General features: G+C 67.8%; 16 protein-coding genes. 13 read left to right on the plus strand and 3 right to left on the minus strand.

Annotated elements, in window-relative coordinates; genetic code table 11:
* Positions 1-46: 46 nt before the first annotated feature.
* Positions 47-805 carry a hypothetical protein gene (locus ACVT6V_RS17470; RefSeq protein ID WP_489894932.1) on the minus strand — a complete coding sequence of 253 codons (759 nt, stop codon included), beginning with the start codon at positions 803-805 and terminating at the stop codon, positions 47-49.
* Positions 806-1,003: 198 nt separating this feature from the next.
* On the minus strand, positions 1,004-3,100 hold the full coding sequence (locus ACVT6V_RS17475; protein WP_489894934.1) for an FUSC family protein: 2,097 nt from the start codon (positions 3,098-3,100) through the stop codon (positions 1,004-1,006).
* A 392-nt stretch (positions 3,101-3,492) separates the two neighbouring features.
* On the opposite strand from ACVT6V_RS17475, the gene ACVT6V_RS17480 reads away from it, so the two are divergent.
* The 13 genes from ACVT6V_RS17480 to ACVT6V_RS17540 all read left to right on the plus strand — a co-directional run bounded on the left by ACVT6V_RS17480 (position 3,493) and on the right by ACVT6V_RS17540 (position 15,115).
* Positions 3,493-3,906 carry a TIGR02611 family protein gene (locus ACVT6V_RS17480; protein WP_489894936.1) on the plus strand — a complete coding sequence of 138 codons (414 nt, stop codon included), beginning with the start codon at positions 3,493-3,495 and terminating at the stop codon, positions 3,904-3,906.
* Between the two features lie 126 nt (positions 3,907-4,032).
* Positions 4,033-6,114 carry a threonine--tRNA ligase gene (gene thrS, locus ACVT6V_RS17485; protein WP_489894938.1) on the plus strand — a complete coding sequence of 694 codons (2,082 nt, stop codon included), beginning with the start codon at positions 4,033-4,035 and terminating at the stop codon, positions 6,112-6,114.
* Positions 6,107-6,670 carry an ATP adenylyltransferase gene (locus ACVT6V_RS17490; protein ID WP_489894940.1) on the plus strand — a complete coding sequence of 188 codons (564 nt, stop codon included), beginning with the start codon at positions 6,107-6,109 and terminating at the stop codon, positions 6,668-6,670. Before thrS ends, ACVT6V_RS17490 begins: the two co-directional genes overlap by 8 nt.
* Before the next feature lie 34 nt (positions 6,671-6,704).
* Positions 6,705-7,499 carry a phosphatidylinositol phosphate synthase gene (gene pgsA, locus ACVT6V_RS17495; protein WP_489894942.1) on the plus strand — a complete coding sequence of 265 codons (795 nt, stop codon included), beginning with the start codon at positions 6,705-6,707 and terminating at the stop codon, positions 7,497-7,499.
* 28 nt (positions 7,500-7,527) lie between these two features.
* Positions 7,528-8,442 carry a phosphatidylinositol mannoside acyltransferase gene (locus ACVT6V_RS17500; RefSeq protein WP_489894944.1) on the plus strand — a complete coding sequence of 305 codons (915 nt, stop codon included), beginning with the start codon at positions 7,528-7,530 and terminating at the stop codon, positions 8,440-8,442.
* Positions 8,442-9,566 (plus strand): glycosyltransferase family 4 protein, encoded by a 1,125-nt coding sequence (locus ACVT6V_RS17505; protein ID WP_489894946.1) that lies wholly within the window; start codon positions 8,442-8,444, stop codon positions 9,564-9,566. Before ACVT6V_RS17500 ends, ACVT6V_RS17505 begins: the two co-directional genes overlap by 1 nt.
* Positions 9,567-9,575: 9 nt before the next feature.
* Positions 9,576-10,112 carry a LemA family protein gene (locus ACVT6V_RS17510; protein WP_489894948.1) on the plus strand — a complete coding sequence of 179 codons (537 nt, stop codon included), beginning with the start codon at positions 9,576-9,578 and terminating at the stop codon, positions 10,110-10,112.
* 160 nt (positions 10,113-10,272) lie between these two features.
* Positions 10,273-11,247: a pyridoxal 5'-phosphate synthase lyase subunit PdxS gene (gene pdxS, locus ACVT6V_RS17515; RefSeq protein WP_489894950.1), complete on the plus strand. Its 975-nt coding sequence runs from the start codon at positions 10,273-10,275 to the stop codon at positions 11,245-11,247.
* Between the two features lie 27 nt (positions 11,248-11,274).
* Positions 11,275-12,081 (plus strand): PP2C family protein-serine/threonine phosphatase, encoded by an 807-nt coding sequence (locus tag ACVT6V_RS17520; protein ID WP_489894952.1) that lies wholly within the window; start codon positions 11,275-11,277, stop codon positions 12,079-12,081.
* An 83-nt stretch (positions 12,082-12,164) separates the two neighbouring features.
* The gene (locus ACVT6V_RS17525) at positions 12,165-12,719 is read left to right on the plus strand and encodes a response regulator transcription factor (RefSeq protein ID WP_489894954.1); all 555 of its coding nucleotides are present in this window, start codon (positions 12,165-12,167) and stop codon (positions 12,717-12,719) included.
* Positions 12,720-12,773: 54 nt separating this feature from the next.
* A complete protein-coding gene (locus tag ACVT6V_RS17530) occupies positions 12,774-13,628 on the plus strand; it encodes an acyl-CoA thioesterase (protein WP_489894956.1) in 855 nt (284 codons plus the stop codon).
* On the plus strand, positions 13,625-14,248 hold the full coding sequence (pdxT, locus tag ACVT6V_RS17535) for a pyridoxal 5'-phosphate synthase glutaminase subunit PdxT (RefSeq protein WP_489894958.1): 624 nt from the start codon (positions 13,625-13,627) through the stop codon (positions 14,246-14,248). The genes ACVT6V_RS17530 and pdxT overlap by 4 nt, the downstream gene beginning before the upstream one ends.
* A 114-nt stretch (positions 14,249-14,362) precedes the next feature.
* Positions 14,363-15,115 carry a YebC/PmpR family DNA-binding transcriptional regulator gene (locus ACVT6V_RS17540; protein WP_489894960.1) on the plus strand — a complete coding sequence of 251 codons (753 nt, stop codon included), beginning with the start codon at positions 14,363-14,365 and terminating at the stop codon, positions 15,113-15,115.
* 3 nt (positions 15,116-15,118) lie between these two features.
* Here ACVT6V_RS17540 and ACVT6V_RS17545 read toward each other — a convergent pair whose 3' ends face one another.
* Positions 15,119-15,538 (minus strand): VOC family protein, encoded by a 420-nt coding sequence (locus ACVT6V_RS17545; protein WP_489894962.1) that lies wholly within the window; start codon positions 15,536-15,538, stop codon positions 15,119-15,121.
* Between the last annotated feature and the right edge of the window lie 11 nt (positions 15,539-15,549).

Consider the following 15,549-nt stretch of genomic DNA (forward strand, 5'->3'; position numbering starts at 1 on the left):
CTCCATGCGTGAGACGTCGGTGTCGTGGTCTGCTGCGCGACAGCCGTCACATGTGGCGCTGTTCGTGTCCCGTACCGGGGTCGGTGATCTCTTCGATCCGATCGTGGAATGTGCGCCAGCGCCGCCCGTCTTCGTGGGTGAGCACCGCACTCTGGGTCGAGAGGTCCGCGGCGTGGGCGATCATCTCCGCCGCGGAGAACAGGTATCGCGGCGCGACCCGGCCACCGGTGAGGTCCTCTCGCACTGCGCCGGGAGAGAAATCGATCTGCCGCATGATCGCCGCCGCGCGGCGGAGGTAGAGCGCGATGAGTCTCGCGGTGGAGGCATTACGCCAGTTGTTGCCGATGATCCGGTGGCGTTCGGCGAGGAGGTCGGCGAGCCCCGGGTAGGAGAGCAACGCCTCCGACATGGCCCACGAGGTCTCCATCGCTGTGGCCAGCCAGGAGCCGCTCTGTTCGCTCCGATCGGCGTGGGCCTCGAGTTCGATCTCGATCGCGGCGATCTCCGCCGGCTCACCGCCGTCCTCCATGAAGAGGATTCCGGCAGTCTCGATCGCGCGTTCGTCGTTCAGATCGGGCGCACCTGCGAACGGGCTCGGTGACGGTGAGTCGGTCGGTTCGGTGCAGGACCATCGCTCTGCGAGCGCGGTGAGGGCGCGGGCGATACGTTGCAGTGCCAGGGCATCGGTCAGCGGGGCCTCGGAATAGTACTTCTCGTGTTCGCGATGGAAGTGGGAGAGATTCCCGGCAATCGCCAGCAGGTCGTCCTCGGCGGATGCGGGTGTCTCGGGCGCATCGTCGCTCATGGTTGCCCTCGCGATCGTCGATGACGGCTCTGGCGATGGTCCGGATGTTACTCGGCCTCCCGGCCAGGTCGCCGACGTTCGCCGTGCCAATGGTCGGGAACCCGTGTCGATGCCGATACCACTGGTGGGCTCCTGGCGCACGATCAGCGATGAGCCTGTCGACGGGACCGCAGACCATCGCCCGCGGTGCGCGTCTCGTCAGCCCACCGACGCCGCCGACCGGTTCTGGTGGTCGGCGAGCAGTTCCAGTTCGTTGAGGTGCGCAGCGGTCCAGAGCAGCGCGGCCGCCGCAGTGTCGGACCCCAGCGCGTCGAGGAGGTCGGCACCCACCGTTGCCGACCGGCGAGGGTCCGATCCGCCGGTGAGCCATGCGGCGAGTGCCGCAGCATGCTGCTCGAGTACGTCACGGACCGCGGCGGTCGCGCCGGCGGATTCGGTGGGGTTGATCCGTCCGATCGCCTCCGCGGCAAGGACCGTCCGAACAGTGCGGGTCGACGCCTGCAGCACTGGTCTGATTCCGTCCGGGGTGCCTCCGCATTCGGCCAGATACTGGCGGACATCGTCGTCGAGGGTCCGGGCGCTCGCGTAGGCCTCGGATTGCACGGCCGGGTCGAGGGTCTGACGCAGGGTGACGTGCTGGACTGCCGCGACAAGGAATCGCGCTCCCGCGACGGCGGCCCCGGCTTCGCCGATGCGCATGGTGGCCGCGACGCTCCGGGGCCACATCAGCAGGGCCACGACGACCGCCACCGTCGAGCCGAGAACCACGTCTTCGATGCGGATCAGCCCCACCCGGAAGCCGACCGGGTCGATGACGTTGAACAGCACCACCACCGTCACCGTGAACGCGGCCTGGCCTGCCGTGAACGACACGACCTCCGGCACGAATGCCGCGAGGAAGATGGCCGCCGGCAACACAATCCAGAGCGCCACCCGACCGGTCCCGAGGAGTTCCAGGATCGCAGCGCCGATCGCGAAGCCGAGAACGGTCCCGACGATGGCACGCAGCACCGAGGACCCCGTGGTGAGTGCGGAGCCACGCAGGACGGACAACGTACCGAGCACGATCCAGAAGCCGTGCTGCACGGAGAAGAACTCGGTGACCGCAACCGCCGAGGCCAGTCCGAGGCCCCCGCGGAGACTGTTCTGCAGCGTGATCGATCGAGATCGCAGGTACCCGAGCGTGTAGTTGGGCGAGATCAATGGCCCGGGGATGGCTCGGCCGTCCGCTCCTTCGCCGGACAGACCGCGGCCGAGCACGCGGTCGACGACCGGACGGGCGTCGGCGGCCGCCGACCACGCGACGATCCGGCCGGTGGTGGCCACCGCCGAGTCGACGGCATGTGAGGCCAGGGCGGCGGTGGCCGCGCGGTGATCCCGGGCGGCCGCGAAGTCGCCGAACGCCCTGTCGCGCTCGGTGTCCAGTTCCGCGACCAGGCGCTCGAGGTCGGCGAGCGACTGTCGGTGGTGCCCCCGTCCGCCGGGCTCGATGGTCGACGCCGCACTGCGCAGAACCCGCGCAGCAGTCCTCGGCGAGGACCCCGCCGACGTCGGACCGTGCCGGAGGGTCAGGCAGTCGGTCAGCCATTGCAGCTGACCCACCACCCGGACCAGCGCCCGGCTGCCTGCCGAGAGACCGACCGGCCGGCAGGCCGTCGCGAGGAAGCTGGTCTGTAAGTCGCTCATCGCGGCTCTCGCCTCGGCGGGGTCGCCGTGGCCCTCCGAGATGTCGGCGAGTAGTCGGCAGGTGCGCGCTGCCCGAGTGCGCAACCGGTCATGGTGGTGGGGAGCGAACAGGTACAGCGCCGCCGGGATGCCGCAGGCCAGTGCGATCGCCCAGCCCAACAAACGATCCCCGATGGCGCTCGCCGGCGCCGGGGAGGCCACCGGGAGTACGAAGGTCAGCAGGACGGAGCGTTGGGCTGCGGCGAGCGCGGCGCTGATGACGCCGATGAACATGACCACCGAACCGATCACGAACATCGCCGCCACGGCGAGCCAGGGGATCGTGGACACCAGCGTCCCGACGGTGATCAGCGCGGTGCCCACCACGGCGAGTCCGAGGTAGCTGACCGCCCGGGCGCGTCGGTCGCCCGGGAAGTCGACGAACACCAGCAGTGCGAAGGACCCGAACGCGGCGAACAACGGGGCCTGTGAGCCGCCGATGACGTAGTAGCCGAGAGCAAATGCAGACGGTATGACGACGGCTGCGCGTCCGGCCCTGCGCACTGCGTCGTGCTCGGGGTCGTGTGACCGCATGTGGCCGCGCACGGCGGCAACCATCGGACGAGCCACCGGTCACCGCCTGGTCGGCGGACAACAGAGACCGCGCGGATCGGATCTGTTCGGTGTCATCACCCACCCATTGTCATCGCCCACCCATTGTCATCGCCCACCCATTGGTCAACCGACGATGTCGGCGCGTGACTCCGTCGACGCGGGTAGCTTAACGCGAAAACGGCACCGGGCCGGTCGGGAGCCCGGCTACTCACGATCGTGCCCGGCAGCGGTGCATCGGACTCGGGACACCGGCCCGACACCGCCGCGACATCGGCCGCCGTCGTCGTGGTGACGCCGGTTGCGGCGTTGCACGTACCCTGTACGTCGAAGACGAGGTCGGTCGACAATCAGATTCCGGTCGACCACGGGGGAAGCGCGCGTACGCGTCGGGAGCAGAGCGGGAGGACATGTCGTCCACGACCAGGCTGCGGGTGTGGACCCGTCAGCGGCGCTATGTGATCCGCCGCAATCCGGCGCTCAACCTCACCTACCGGATCGGGATCGGTGTCATCGGCACGCTTGTGCTCGCCGGTGGGATCGTCGCGATCCCGTACCCGGGGCCCGGCTGGCTGATCGTCTTCCTCGGCCTGGGCATTCTGGCCTCCGAGTTCACCTGGGCCCATCGTCTGCTGACGTTCGCGCGGTCGAAGTACGACGCCTGGGCTGACTGGCTGAAACAGCAGCACTGGAGCGTGCAAGGTGTTCTGGGTCTCGGCACCTGTGCGATCGTCCTGGGCTCTCTCTGGCTCCTCGGTGCGTTGGGCACGGTGGGGGGCTGGTTCGGCATCGACGCCACCTGGCTGAGCAGCCCGATTCTGTAGGCCCGTTCGCATGGCGATTGCGGTGGGGGTGCGGCGAGGCGGATCGCCGCGGATACCATCAAGCTGCAGACATCTGTTCCCGCCGCGCGCCGTTCGTGCACGGCCGACCATGAGGAGTGCCCCGAAGTGCCCGACGACCTGATCGCGTCCCGCGCCACCACCATCCGTGTGCCGGCCGGGACCACCGCGGGTACGGCGCTGCGCGAGCATGAGCTGCCCAACAAGGGTCCGGACGCCGTCGTCGTGGTACGCGATGCGGGCGGTCAGCTGCGTGACCTGTCGTGGACGCCCGAACTCGACACCGACGTCGAGCCGGTCGCCGCGAACACCGAGGCCGGACGCAGCGTCATCCGTCACTCGTGCGCCCACGTGCTGGCCCAAGCGGTGCAGGAGCTGTTCCCGGACGCGAAGCTCGGGATCGGTCCGCCGATCAAGGATGGCTTCTACTACGACTTCGACGTCGCCGAGCCGTTCACGCCCGAGGACATCGCCGCCCTCGAGAAGAAGATGAAGCAGATCATCAAGTCGGGGCAGCGGTTCTCACGGCGCGTCTACCCATCGAAGGACGCGGCACGCATGGAGCTGTCGTCCGAGCCGTACAAGCTCGAACTGATCGACGACAAGGGTGCCGCCGCCGACAGCGAGATCATGGAGGTCGGCGGTGCCGAGCTGACCGCCTACGACAATCTGAACCCCCGCACCGGCGAACTCATCTGGTGCGACCTCTGTCGCGGACCGCACGTGCCGACGACCAAGTACATCTCCGCGTTCAAGCTGACACGCAGCTCGGCGGCGTACTGGCGCGGCGACCAGGACAACGCGGATCTACAGCGGATCTACGGCACCGCATGGGAATCGGCAGAGGCCCAGGATGCGTACCTGGAGCTGCTGGCCGAGGCCGAGCGTCGTGACCACCGCAAACTCGGGGCCGAACTCGACCTGTTCAGCTTCCCGGACGAACTCGGTTCCGGTCTTCCCGTCTTCCACCCCAAGGGCGGAATCATCCGCACGGAGATGGAGGACTACTCGCGACGTCGGCATATCGACGCCGGCTACGAGTTCGTCAACACCCCGCACATCACCAAGGGCCACCTGTACGAGGTCTCCGGCCATCTCGACTGGTACGCCGACGGCATGTTCCCGCCCATGCAGCTCGACGCGGAGTACAACGACGACGGCACCGTGCGGAAACCGGCGCAGGACTACTACCTCAAGCCGATGAACTGCCCGATGCACAACCTGATCTTCCGGTCCCGGGGTCGGTCGTATCGCGAACTGCCGTTGCGGCTCTTCGAGTTCGGCTCGGTGTACCGGTACGAGAAGTCGGGCGTGATCCATGGGCTGACACGAGTTCGCGGCATGACCCAGGACGACGCCCACATCTATTGCACCCGCGACCAGATGCGCGACGAGTTGCGGTCGTTGCTGACCTTCGTGCTGGACCTGCTCAAGGACTACGGGCTCGACGACTATTACCTCGAGCTCTCCACCAAGGACCCGAAGAAGTTCGTCGGTGACGACGAATCCTGGGAGATCGCCACCGAGACACTGGCCGAGGTCGCCCGGGAATCGGGACTCGACCTCGTGCCCGATCCGGGCGGGGCCGCCTTCTACGGCCCCAAGATCTCGGTGCAGGTCAAGGACGCCCTGGGCCGCAACTGGCAGATGTCGACGATCCAGCTCGACTTCAACCAACCCGAGCGATTCGAACTCGAGTACACCGGCTCCGACGGCGCCAAGCATCGCCCGGTGATGATCCACCGCGCACTCTTCGGCTCCATCGAGCGCTTCTTCGGCGTGCTGACCGAGCACTACGCCGGGGCCTTCCCGGCCTGGCTGGCGCCGGTTCAGGTGGTGGGTATCCCGGTGGCGGAGGCGTTTGCCGACCATTTGCAGGATGTGGTCGATCAGCTCAAGGCCCGCGGTATCCGCGCCGAGGTCGACTACTCCGACGACCGCATGCAGAAGAAGATCCGCAATCACACCAAGGACAAGGTGCCGTTCATGCTGCTCGCCGGCGAGCGTGACGTGAGCGCGGGCGCGGTCAGCTTCCGGTTCCGCGACGGGTCCCAGGTCAACGGTGTTGCCGTGGCGACCGCCGTCGACGTCATCTGCGACTGGGTCGACCAGCGGCGCAACGACTCACCGTCGAAGGACGTGATCTCCGGCGGCGACGTCGACGCCGGATCGGACTCCGCCGATGGCTGAGCGCGACGAGGTCGACGGCCGGGAGATCCGTGACTGTGGCACGGGTGACGCGGACCGGTTGCAGCGGCTCTGGAGCCCGCACCGGATGACCTACATCACCGCCGACCCGCCGCCGTCGGAACAGACGACCGGACACCCGTTCCTCGACATCCCGCGGATGTCGGACGAGGACGGATTGATCGTCGCGCGGGGCGATTCCGTCTACGCGGTGCTCAACCTGTACCCGTACAACCCGGGCCACACCATGATCGTCCCGTACCGGCAGGTCGCCGATCTCGAGGATCTGACCGCCGAGGAGTCGTCGGAGCTGATGGCATTCACGCAGCGCATCATCCGCACCATCAAATCGGTGTCGAACCCCAACGCGTTCAACGTCGGGCTGAATCTGGGATATGCGGCAGGCGGCTCACTCGCCGAACATCTGCACCAGCACATCGTGCCGCGCTGGATCGGGGACGCGAACTTCATCACGGTTGTCGGCGAGACGAAGATCATGCCACAGTTGCTGCGCGACACTCGTTCGCTGCTCGCCGCGGCGTGGCACGAACAGCTGTGACGATGGCCGGTCGGGGGACGAAAGGAGCGGTCAGATGTTGAGCATCCGGGGCCGGGCCTCGGTGTCGAAGGTGACGTTGCCGATGGGACGCGCGTTGCTGCGTACCGGACTCACTCCGGATCTCATGACGCTCATCGGGACGACGGCGACGATCGCGGCCGCGCTGACGCTGTTCCCGATGGGTTATCTGTTCGCCGGGACGCTCGTCATCTGGCTGTTCGTGATGTTCGACATGCTCGACGGCGCGATGGCGCGGGCCCGCGGCGGGGGCACCCGGTTCGGTGCCGTGCTCGACGCCACCTGCGACCGGATCGCCGATGGCGCGATCTTCGCCGGGCTGGCCTGGTGGTGCGCGATCACCGAGCCGCACCATCTGTTGCTGGTCGCCACACTGATCTGCCTGGTCACCTCGCAGGTGATCTCCTATGCGAAGGCGCGCGCCGAGGCGAGTGGGCTCAACGGCGACGGCGGCTGGATCGAACGTCCGGACCGTCTGATCATCGTGCTGGTCGGTGCGGGCTTCACCGGGCTGGGCCTGTCGTGGGCGATCCACATCGCGATGTGGGTGCTGGCGGTGCTGTCGATCGTCACCGTCGGCCAGCGCATGTGGTCCATCTACACCTCGCCCGGTGCGCGAGACCTCATCCCGCTCAACAGGCCGGCGCCCGATGACGATTCCGCGGCCGACGAATCGACCACCGACGGCCCGTCGATCCACGAGCCGATGACCGACGAGCCGATCACCGACCACCCGTCGACCGACGGGGCCGGGCCACCGGCCGACGAGCCTCCGCCGTCGGGCACGCAGCCGCAGGCCGGGGCACACTGACATCCATGTCGATGGTGGAAAGGACCCGATGAGCGCGGTCACCGCGAAACTCTCGGATCTGGCGTATGCGGCGGGTTGGGCGGCGGTCCGGTATGCGCCCGAGACGCCGGCCCGGTCTGCTTTCGATCTCGTCGGCGGGATGGCCGGCCGCCGTAACGGGGGTCCCGACCAGCTGCGTCGCAACCTCGCGCGCGTGATCGGTTCGACACCCGAGGCGGTGCCCGACGACCTGATGGCCGCGGCGATGCGTTCCTATGCGCGCTACTGGTACGAGGCCTTCCGCCTGCCGGCCCACGATCTCGCGGCGACGGCGGCCACGATGACCCTTCCCGACGCCGACCGGGCCAACCTCGACGCAGCTGTGTCCCGCGGCAAGGGAGTGATCCTCGCGCTGCCGCACACGGGCAACTGGGACATGGCCGGTGTGTGGCTGGTTCAGCAGTACGGACAATTCGCGACCGTCGCCGAACGCCTCGAACCGGAGTCGCTCTTCAACCGCTTCGTCGCCTACCGGGAGTCTCTCGGATTCGAGATCTTCCCGCTCAGCGGCGGTGAGCAGCCGCCGTTCGGGCAGCTCGCCGACCGGCTGCGCGCGGGGGGCATCATCTGCCTGCTCGGCGAGCGTGACCTCGCACGTCACGGTGTCCCGGTGACGTTCTTCGGCGAACGCACCCGCATGCCGGCCGGGTCGGCACGGCTGGCCATCGAGACCGGCGCCGCGTTGCTGCCGGTGCATCACTGGTTCACCGAAGCGCCGACGTCGATGGCGTCCGTCGGACCGCCGATCGACGTCTCCGGTGGGGTCGGGTCGGCAACGCAGGCGCTCGCCGACGCCTTCGCGACCAACATCGCCGCCCATCCGCAGGACTGGCACATGCTGCAGCCGTTGTGGGAGGCCGATTGGTCGGCCGAACGCCGCGCACGCATCGAAGAGCCGAGCTGATGCGGATCGGGATGATCTGCCCGTACTCGTTCGACGTACCCGGCGGTGTCCAGGCACATGTGGTGGAACTCGCGCATGTGTTCATCGAACGCGGGCACGAGGTCAGCGTGCTGGCGCCGTCGGCGCAGCAGACCGGACTTCCCGACTACGTGGTCTCGGCCGGTCCCGCGCTGGCGATTCCGTACAACGGCTCGGTGTCCCGGGTGAACTTCAGTCCCAAGGGCTATCTGCGACTGCGTAGCTGGATCGACGAGAACGCCTTCGACGTCCTGCACGTCCACGAGCCGAATGCGCCGAGTATCTCGATGCTGTCACTGATGGTCGCCTCCGGCCCGATCGTCACGACTTTTCACACCTCGACCACCCGATCGATGTGGCTGTCGGTGTTCCAGGGCATTCTGCGGCCCTACCACGAACGGATATCCGGCAAGATCGCCGTGTCGGAGCTGGCCCGGCGCTGGCAGATGGAGTCGCTGGGGTCCGACGCCGTGGAGATCCCGAACGGTATCGACGTGGCCGCATTCGCCAACGCCGAACCGCTGGACGGTCAACCCGCCACCGGCCACACGATCCTCTTCCTCGGCCGGTACGACGAGCCGCGCAAGGGTATCGACATCCTCATGCGAGCCCTGCCCGCGGTGGTCGAGGAGTTCGGCGACGTTCGCGTGCTGATCGTCGGCGGCGGCAACGAGCGGGCGCTGCGGCGTCGAGCGGGTGCCCTGGCCGAGCATCTGGTCTTCCTCGGCCAGGTCGACGACAACACGAAAGCCCGTGCGCTGCGGTCGGCCGACGTCTACTGCGCCCCCAATCTGGGCGGGGAGAGCTTCGGGATCGTGCTGGTGGAGGCGATGGCGGCCGGGGCCGCCGTCCTCGCCAGCGACCTCAACGCCTTCCGGCGTGTGCTCGACGACGGGCGCGCCGGGCGTCTCGTGCCGACCGGGTCGGCCGACGATCTCGCCGAGGCGATCATCGAGCTCCTCGGCGACGACGCGATGCGTGCGGAGATGGTCGCAGCGGGTCGTCGGCGCGCCGACCGTTACGACTGGTCCCGCGTGGCCGACCAGATCCTGCGGGTGTACGAGACGGTGACGGTCGGTGCGGGACCGGTCGTCGTGGCCGAGTAGGGGGGACCGATGACCATGTCCGGACTGACCGTCGCGATCAGCGCGCTCATCGTCCTGCTCGTCGTGGTGGCGGGTGGATGGGCGTTTCAGACCGCCAATCGGCTGGACCGACTCAACGTGCGGGTTGATCTCGCACGCCAGGCACTCGACGCCGCACTGGCCCGACGTGCGGTGGTCGCTCGGGCGATCGCTGCCGGCATGATCGCCGGCTACGACGAGGAGGCCCGCGGCGCGGGGCAGGCACTGGCGGTCGCGGCCGATGAGGCCGAGCGCGCGGCGCCGTCGGCGCGGGAGCAGGCCGAGAACAAGGTGTCGACGCTGCTCGCCCAGACCGACACCCAGTCCCGCCCCCAGGGTCTGGTGGTCGAACTCGCCGATGCGGAGACGCGGATCATGATGGCGAGACGGTTCTACAACGACGCGGTACGTGACACACGCAATCTGGGCGAGCGGCGCCTGGTCCAGTGGCTGCATCTGGGCGGTACCGCGGAGTTGCCCCAGTTCTTCGAGATCATCGAACGGATGGCCCCAGGAACCGGCTCCTGACCGGGTCCTGACCGGCTCGGGACGTGCCGGCGAGCTGCTGCGATCGGGTGCGGCGCAGGTCGCCGGTGAGGCCACTGCGCGCACTCGCCTAGAATCGGGGGACAACCGCGTCACGCGGCGCCGGCACCTCGTGCCGAAATGACGACATCAGGAGACATCAGTGAGTCAGTTCCAGTCAGGGAGCACTCCCGGACCGGATGCCCGGAGCACCCTCAACGGCACCACCGACGCCAACGGCGGTGTCGCGCCGACAGTGGGTCAGGGTACGGCCCGGGTCAAGCGCGGCATGGCCGAGATGCTCAAGGGCGGCGTGATCATGGACGTGGTCACCCCCGAGCAGGCCAAGATCGCCGAGGACGCGGGCGCGGTGGCCGTGATGGCGCTCGAGCGCGTGCCCGCCGACATCCGGGCCCAGGGCGGGGTGTCGCGGATGAGCGATCCGGACATGATCGACGGGATCATCTCCACCGTGTCGATCCCGGTGATGGCCAAGGCGCGGATCGGTCATTTCGTGGAGGCGCAGATCCTGCAGAGCCTCGGCGTCGACTATGTCGATGAATCCGAGGTGCTCACTCCGGCCGACTACGCCAATCACATCGACAAGTGGCAGTTCACCGTTCCGTTCGTGTGCGGTGCGACCAATCTCGGCGAAGCCCTGCGTCGGATCACCGAGGGGGCGGCGATGATCCGGTCCAAGGGTGAGGCCGGCACCGGGGACGTCTCCAACGCCACCACGCACATGCGCCAGATCCGCGACGAGATCCGTCGGCTCACCTCGTTGCCCAAGGACGAATTGTTCGTCGCGGCAAAGGAATTGCAGGCCCCGTACGACCTGGTCGTCGAGGTGGCCGAGGCCGGCAAGCTTCCCGTCACGCTGTTCACGGCCGGTGGGATCGCCACACCCGCCGACGCGGCGATGATGATGCAGCTCGGCGCCGAGGGTGTGTTCGTCGGATCGGGCATCTTCAAGTCCGGCAACCCGGCTCAGCGCGCGGCGGCGATCGTGCAGGCCACGACCTTCCACGACGACCCGGACGTGCTGGCCAAGGTGTCGCGCGGCCTCGGAGAGGCGATGGTCGGGATCAACGTCGACGACATCCCCGCGCCGCACCGGCTCGCCGAACGGGGCTGGTAGGCGATTCTGCCGTAGGATCTGCTGATCATGGACGCGGCGACCATCGTGCGGGACGCATCCCGTTGCGGCACCGACACACTGGCCGGTCTGCAGCTCGAATGGGCGGTGGTGTGCAACGTCGGGCGGGTCCGCGAGGCCAACGAGGACGCCGCGCTGGTCGCTCCCGGCACGTACCTGCTGGCCGACGGGATGGGCGGACACGACAGCGGTGAGCTCGCGAGTGAGGCCGCGCTACAGACGCTCGCCGACATCGAGAGCATGCGGGGCCAGAAGGAGACACAGCTCGCTCTCATCGATCTGTTGTCGCAGGCGCAGGACCGGATCGGCGACATCGCCACCGAATCCGAACGCCGGGCCGGGACGACCGCGACCGGTGCGGTGCTGGTGATGCACGACGGTGCGCCCCATTGGCTCGTCCTCAACATCGGCGACTCGCGCACCTATCGGTTGCAGGGCGGTGTCCTCGAGCAACTGACCGTGGACCACTCGCAGGTCCAGGAATTCGTCGATGCGGGTTTCCTCACGCCCGAGGAGGCCCGCATCGACCCACGGCGCAATGTCATCACCCGCGCGCTCGGCGCCGGAATGGTCGAACCGCACGCCGACTTCTTCTCCCTGCAGGCCCTTCCCGGCGACGTCATCCTGGTCTGCTCGGACGGGTTGACCGGCGAACTCCCCGACGAGGAGATCGCCGACATCCTCGTCGGCGCCGAGAGTGCCGAGCAGGCTGCGGACGCTCTGGTGGAGGGGGCGCTGGCTCTCGGCGCCCATGACAACGTGACGGTGGTGGTCGTCCGGGTGGCCGAAGAGATCCCCGAAAACGAGGAGAACTGACGGGAACCTGACGCGGACTCATCGCGTCTAACTCACGACGGCGGGGCGGAAGACCGTCCGCCCCCGGACGAGTGAGGACAACCATGACAGTCATCGCGCATCACGTTTCGCCGCATCGCTCCTCTGTCCGCAACAGCGCACATCGATCCGATCGCCCCGGCCAAGGGAGCGCCGAGACGGGTGACGTCGCCCGCCGCGACGCCGATGCCACGCGTCGGCGACAGGAAGCGCTGGCACGGCTGGCGCAGCGCCGGATGCCACTACCCGCACTGCCCCAGTCCGGGCGAACCGACGTCATCGAGCGGTCCCGACGAGAGTCGCCGGTGGGCGGGCACATGAGTCTCGTCACGTCGATCACGAGCCAGGGGGGCGGTCCGCGCTGCACGTGCACCATGCGCGGTCACGATCTGCCACGACCCGCACTCACCACCCGCGAGGTGGAGGTGTTGCGAACCTGGCTCAAGGTGGACACGAAACCCGCTGTGGCAGCGGAACTTTACATTTCCCTCGGGACGGTCAACACGCACCTGACCCGTATTCGCGCAAAATATGCCGACATCGGACGGGCGGCTCCGACGAAGGCCGCACTGGTCGCACGCGCTGTCCAGGACGGATTGATCACCCTGGACGAACTCTGAGCGCGGCCGACCGGGATCCGAACGTGGCCGTAGGGGGCGCGATACTGTTCTCCCGTGGCAACCATCGAGGAGATCCTTCAGGTCGAGGCGATCGAGACCGACATCTTTCGGGGGCCGGCCTTCCCGAGCCTGCTGCAGCGAACCTTCGGTGGTCAGGTTGCCGGCCAGGCCCTGATGTCGGCCACCCGGACCGTTCTCGAGGAGTACGCGGTGCATTCGCTGCACGGATATTTCCTCCGCCCGGGCAACCCGGACAAGCCGGTGGTCTTCCTGGTCGACCGCATTCGCGATGGTCGCTCGTTCATCACGCGTCGCGTCACCGGTATCCAGGCGGGCGAAGCCATCTTCACGATGTCGGCCTCTTTCCATGTGACCACCGATGAAGGTGTCCGGCATCAGGACCGGATGCCCCCGGCGCCGTCGCCGGATGAACTGCCCGATCAACTCACCGCCCTTCCCGACGACGCGATGGCGATCTTCCAGGAGTGGAAGGAGTTCGACATCCGGATGGTGCCGCCGGAGCAACTGGCAACCTCGAACTATTTCGTCGCCCAGCAGCGGGTCTGGTTCCGTCACCGTCGCCGGCTGCCCGACGACCAGGTCTTTCATGTCGGCACCCTGGCGTACATGAGCGACATGACCCTGCTCGGATCATCGAAGGTCCCACACCCGGATGTGGAGACGCAGACGGCCTCTCTCGACCACGCGATGTGGTTCATGCGTCCGTTCCGCGCCGACGAGTGGCTGCTCTACGATCAGACGTCGCCGTCCGCGGACGGGGGACGCGCGCTCACCCAGGGACGGATCTTCGACCTCGACGGCCGCATGGTCGCGGCGGTCACCCAGGAGGGGCTGACACGAACGGGACGGGCCGAGTCCGCCGACCAGCATGCGCGGCGGGACGGGTGAGCGCCGCCGACCGCCCGAGGATCGGCGTGCTCGCGCTCCAAGGGGATGTCCGTGAGCACCTCGCCGCTCTGACGGAGGCCGGTGCGCAGGCCGGGACCGTTCGCCGGCCGACGGAGCTGGCCGAGGTCGACGCGCTCGTCATCCCCGGCGGCGAGTCGACGACGATGAGTCACCTGCTCACCGTGTTCGATCTGTTCGACGGTTTGCGCGAACGTCTCTCGGCGGGCATGCCCGCCTATGGATCGTGCGCGGGGATGATCTTGCTGGCGACGACGATCCTCGACACCCGCCCGGACGCCCGTCATCTCGACGCGTTGGACATCACCGTGCGCCGCAACGCCTTCGGCCGGCAGGTGGAGAGCTTCGAAACAGACCTGGAGTTCGCCGGCATCACCGATCATGCGTCCGACCCGCTGATGCGTGCCGTCTTCATCCGGGCGCCGTGGGTGGAATCGATCTCGCCCGATGTGGAAGTGCTCGCACGGGTGCCCGACGGTCCGGCGAAGGACCGGATCGTCGCGGTGCGCCAGGGCAACGTGCTCGCGACGTCGTTCCATCCGGAGGTGACCGGTGATCGGCGGGTACATCAGTACTTCGTCGACATGGTCACCGGCGCGTGACGGGAGCGTGGGGGAGGCCGTCGACGCACATCGGTAAGATCGAAGAGTTGGGCGGATCGTCACCACGCGGTCACGTCACCTCGTACGTGCTGTCGACAAGGATGCGGGAGTCTCATGAGCGGCCATTCCAAATGGGCCACCACCAAGCACAAGAAGGCGGTCATCGACGCCAAGCGCGGCAAGATGTTCGCCAAGCTGATCAAGAACATCGAGGTGGCAGCCCGGACCGGCGGCGGTGACCCGTCCGGCAACCCCACGCTCTATGACGCGATCCAGAAGGCGAAGAAGTCCTCGGTACCCAACGACAACATCGAACGCGCCCGCAAGCGTGGCGGTGGGGAAGAGGCCGGCGGCGCCGACTGGCAGACCATCATGTACGAGGGTTACGGCCCCAACGGTGTCGCGATCCTCATCGAGTGCCTCACCGACAATCGCAACCGGGCGGCCGGCGAGGTGCGTACCGCGATGACCCGCAACGGCGGCAACATGGCCGACCCCGGTTCGGTCTCGTACCTGTTCACCCGCAAGGGTGTCGTCACACTCGAGAAGGCGGGCCAGAGCGAGGACGACGTGCTGATGGCCGTGCTCGACGCCGGTGCCGAAGAGGTCAACGATCTCGGCGAGAGCTTCGAAGTGGTCAGTGAGCCGACCGATCTCGTCGCGGTCCGCAGCGCCTTGCAGGAGGCGGGCATCGACTATGACTCGGCGGAAGCGGATTTCCGTGCCTCGGTCGAGGTTCCGGTAGATGCCGAGGGCGCACGCAAGGTGTTCAAACTGATCGACGCGCTCGAGGACTCCGACGACGTGCAGAACGTTTACAGCAACGTCGACGTCAGCGACGACGTACTCGCCGAACTCGACGCCTGAGCATCACCCCGCCGATGTGGTGGGTGGGTGCTCGGCCACGCAGAACATGTTGCCCTCGGGATCGGCGAGCGTCGACCACTGCACCCAGGGCACCTCGTCGAGGACATCCCAGTGGTGTCGGGCCCCGATCCGGACCAGGCGGTCGACGTGGGCCTTGCGGGTACCCCATGGCACGGTGAGATCGAGATGCAGCGTGGGGTGCGGCGCGACCGGGCCCGTTCGCGGACCGAAGAACATCCCGAAACCGTGCGGACCGGCAGGGGCCAGGTAGACACTGTCTCCTGCTGTCGATCGCTCACCGCCGGTGACCGATGCCCAGAAGCCGCTCAGCGCATGCGGATCGCTCGCCTCGATGTTGATCGCACCGAGCGCGATTGCAGGCGGGTTGTCGGCGTGGGGTGCAGGTGTCTCGGGCTCGGTCATGAACGCGACCC

The organism is Gordonia sp. LMA167 (assembly GCF_058130025.1).

Coding starts and splice junctions, on each gene's coding strand:
- ACVT6V_RS17525 (WP_489894954.1), top strand. CDS start 12,165: ATGACAGTCATCGCGCATCACGTTTCGCCGCATCGCTCCTCTGTCCGC.
- ACVT6V_RS17520 (WP_489894952.1), top strand. CDS start 11,275: ATGGACGCGGCGACCATCGTGCGGGACGCATCCCGTTGCGGCACCGAC.
- ACVT6V_RS17470 (WP_489894932.1), bottom strand. CDS start 805: ATGAGCGACGATGCGCCCGAGACACCCGCATCCGCCGAGGACGACCTG.
- ACVT6V_RS17505 (WP_489894946.1), top strand. CDS start 8,442: ATGCGGATCGGGATGATCTGCCCGTACTCGTTCGACGTACCCGGCGGT.
- ACVT6V_RS17500 (WP_489894944.1), top strand. CDS start 7,528: ATGAGCGCGGTCACCGCGAAACTCTCGGATCTGGCGTATGCGGCGGGT.
- ACVT6V_RS17540 (WP_489894960.1), top strand. CDS start 14,363: ATGAGCGGCCATTCCAAATGGGCCACCACCAAGCACAAGAAGGCGGTC.
- ACVT6V_RS17490 (WP_489894940.1), top strand. CDS start 6,107: ATGGCTGAGCGCGACGAGGTCGACGGCCGGGAGATCCGTGACTGTGGC.
- ACVT6V_RS17510 (WP_489894948.1), top strand. CDS start 9,576: ATGACCATGTCCGGACTGACCGTCGCGATCAGCGCGCTCATCGTCCTG.
- ACVT6V_RS17480 (WP_489894936.1), top strand. CDS start 3,493: ATGTCGTCCACGACCAGGCTGCGGGTGTGGACCCGTCAGCGGCGCTAT.
- ACVT6V_RS17545 (WP_489894962.1), bottom strand. CDS start 15,538: ATGACCGAGCCCGAGACACCTGCACCCCACGCCGACAACCCGCCTGCA.
- pgsA (WP_489894942.1), top strand. CDS start 6,705: ATGTTGAGCATCCGGGGCCGGGCCTCGGTGTCGAAGGTGACGTTGCCG.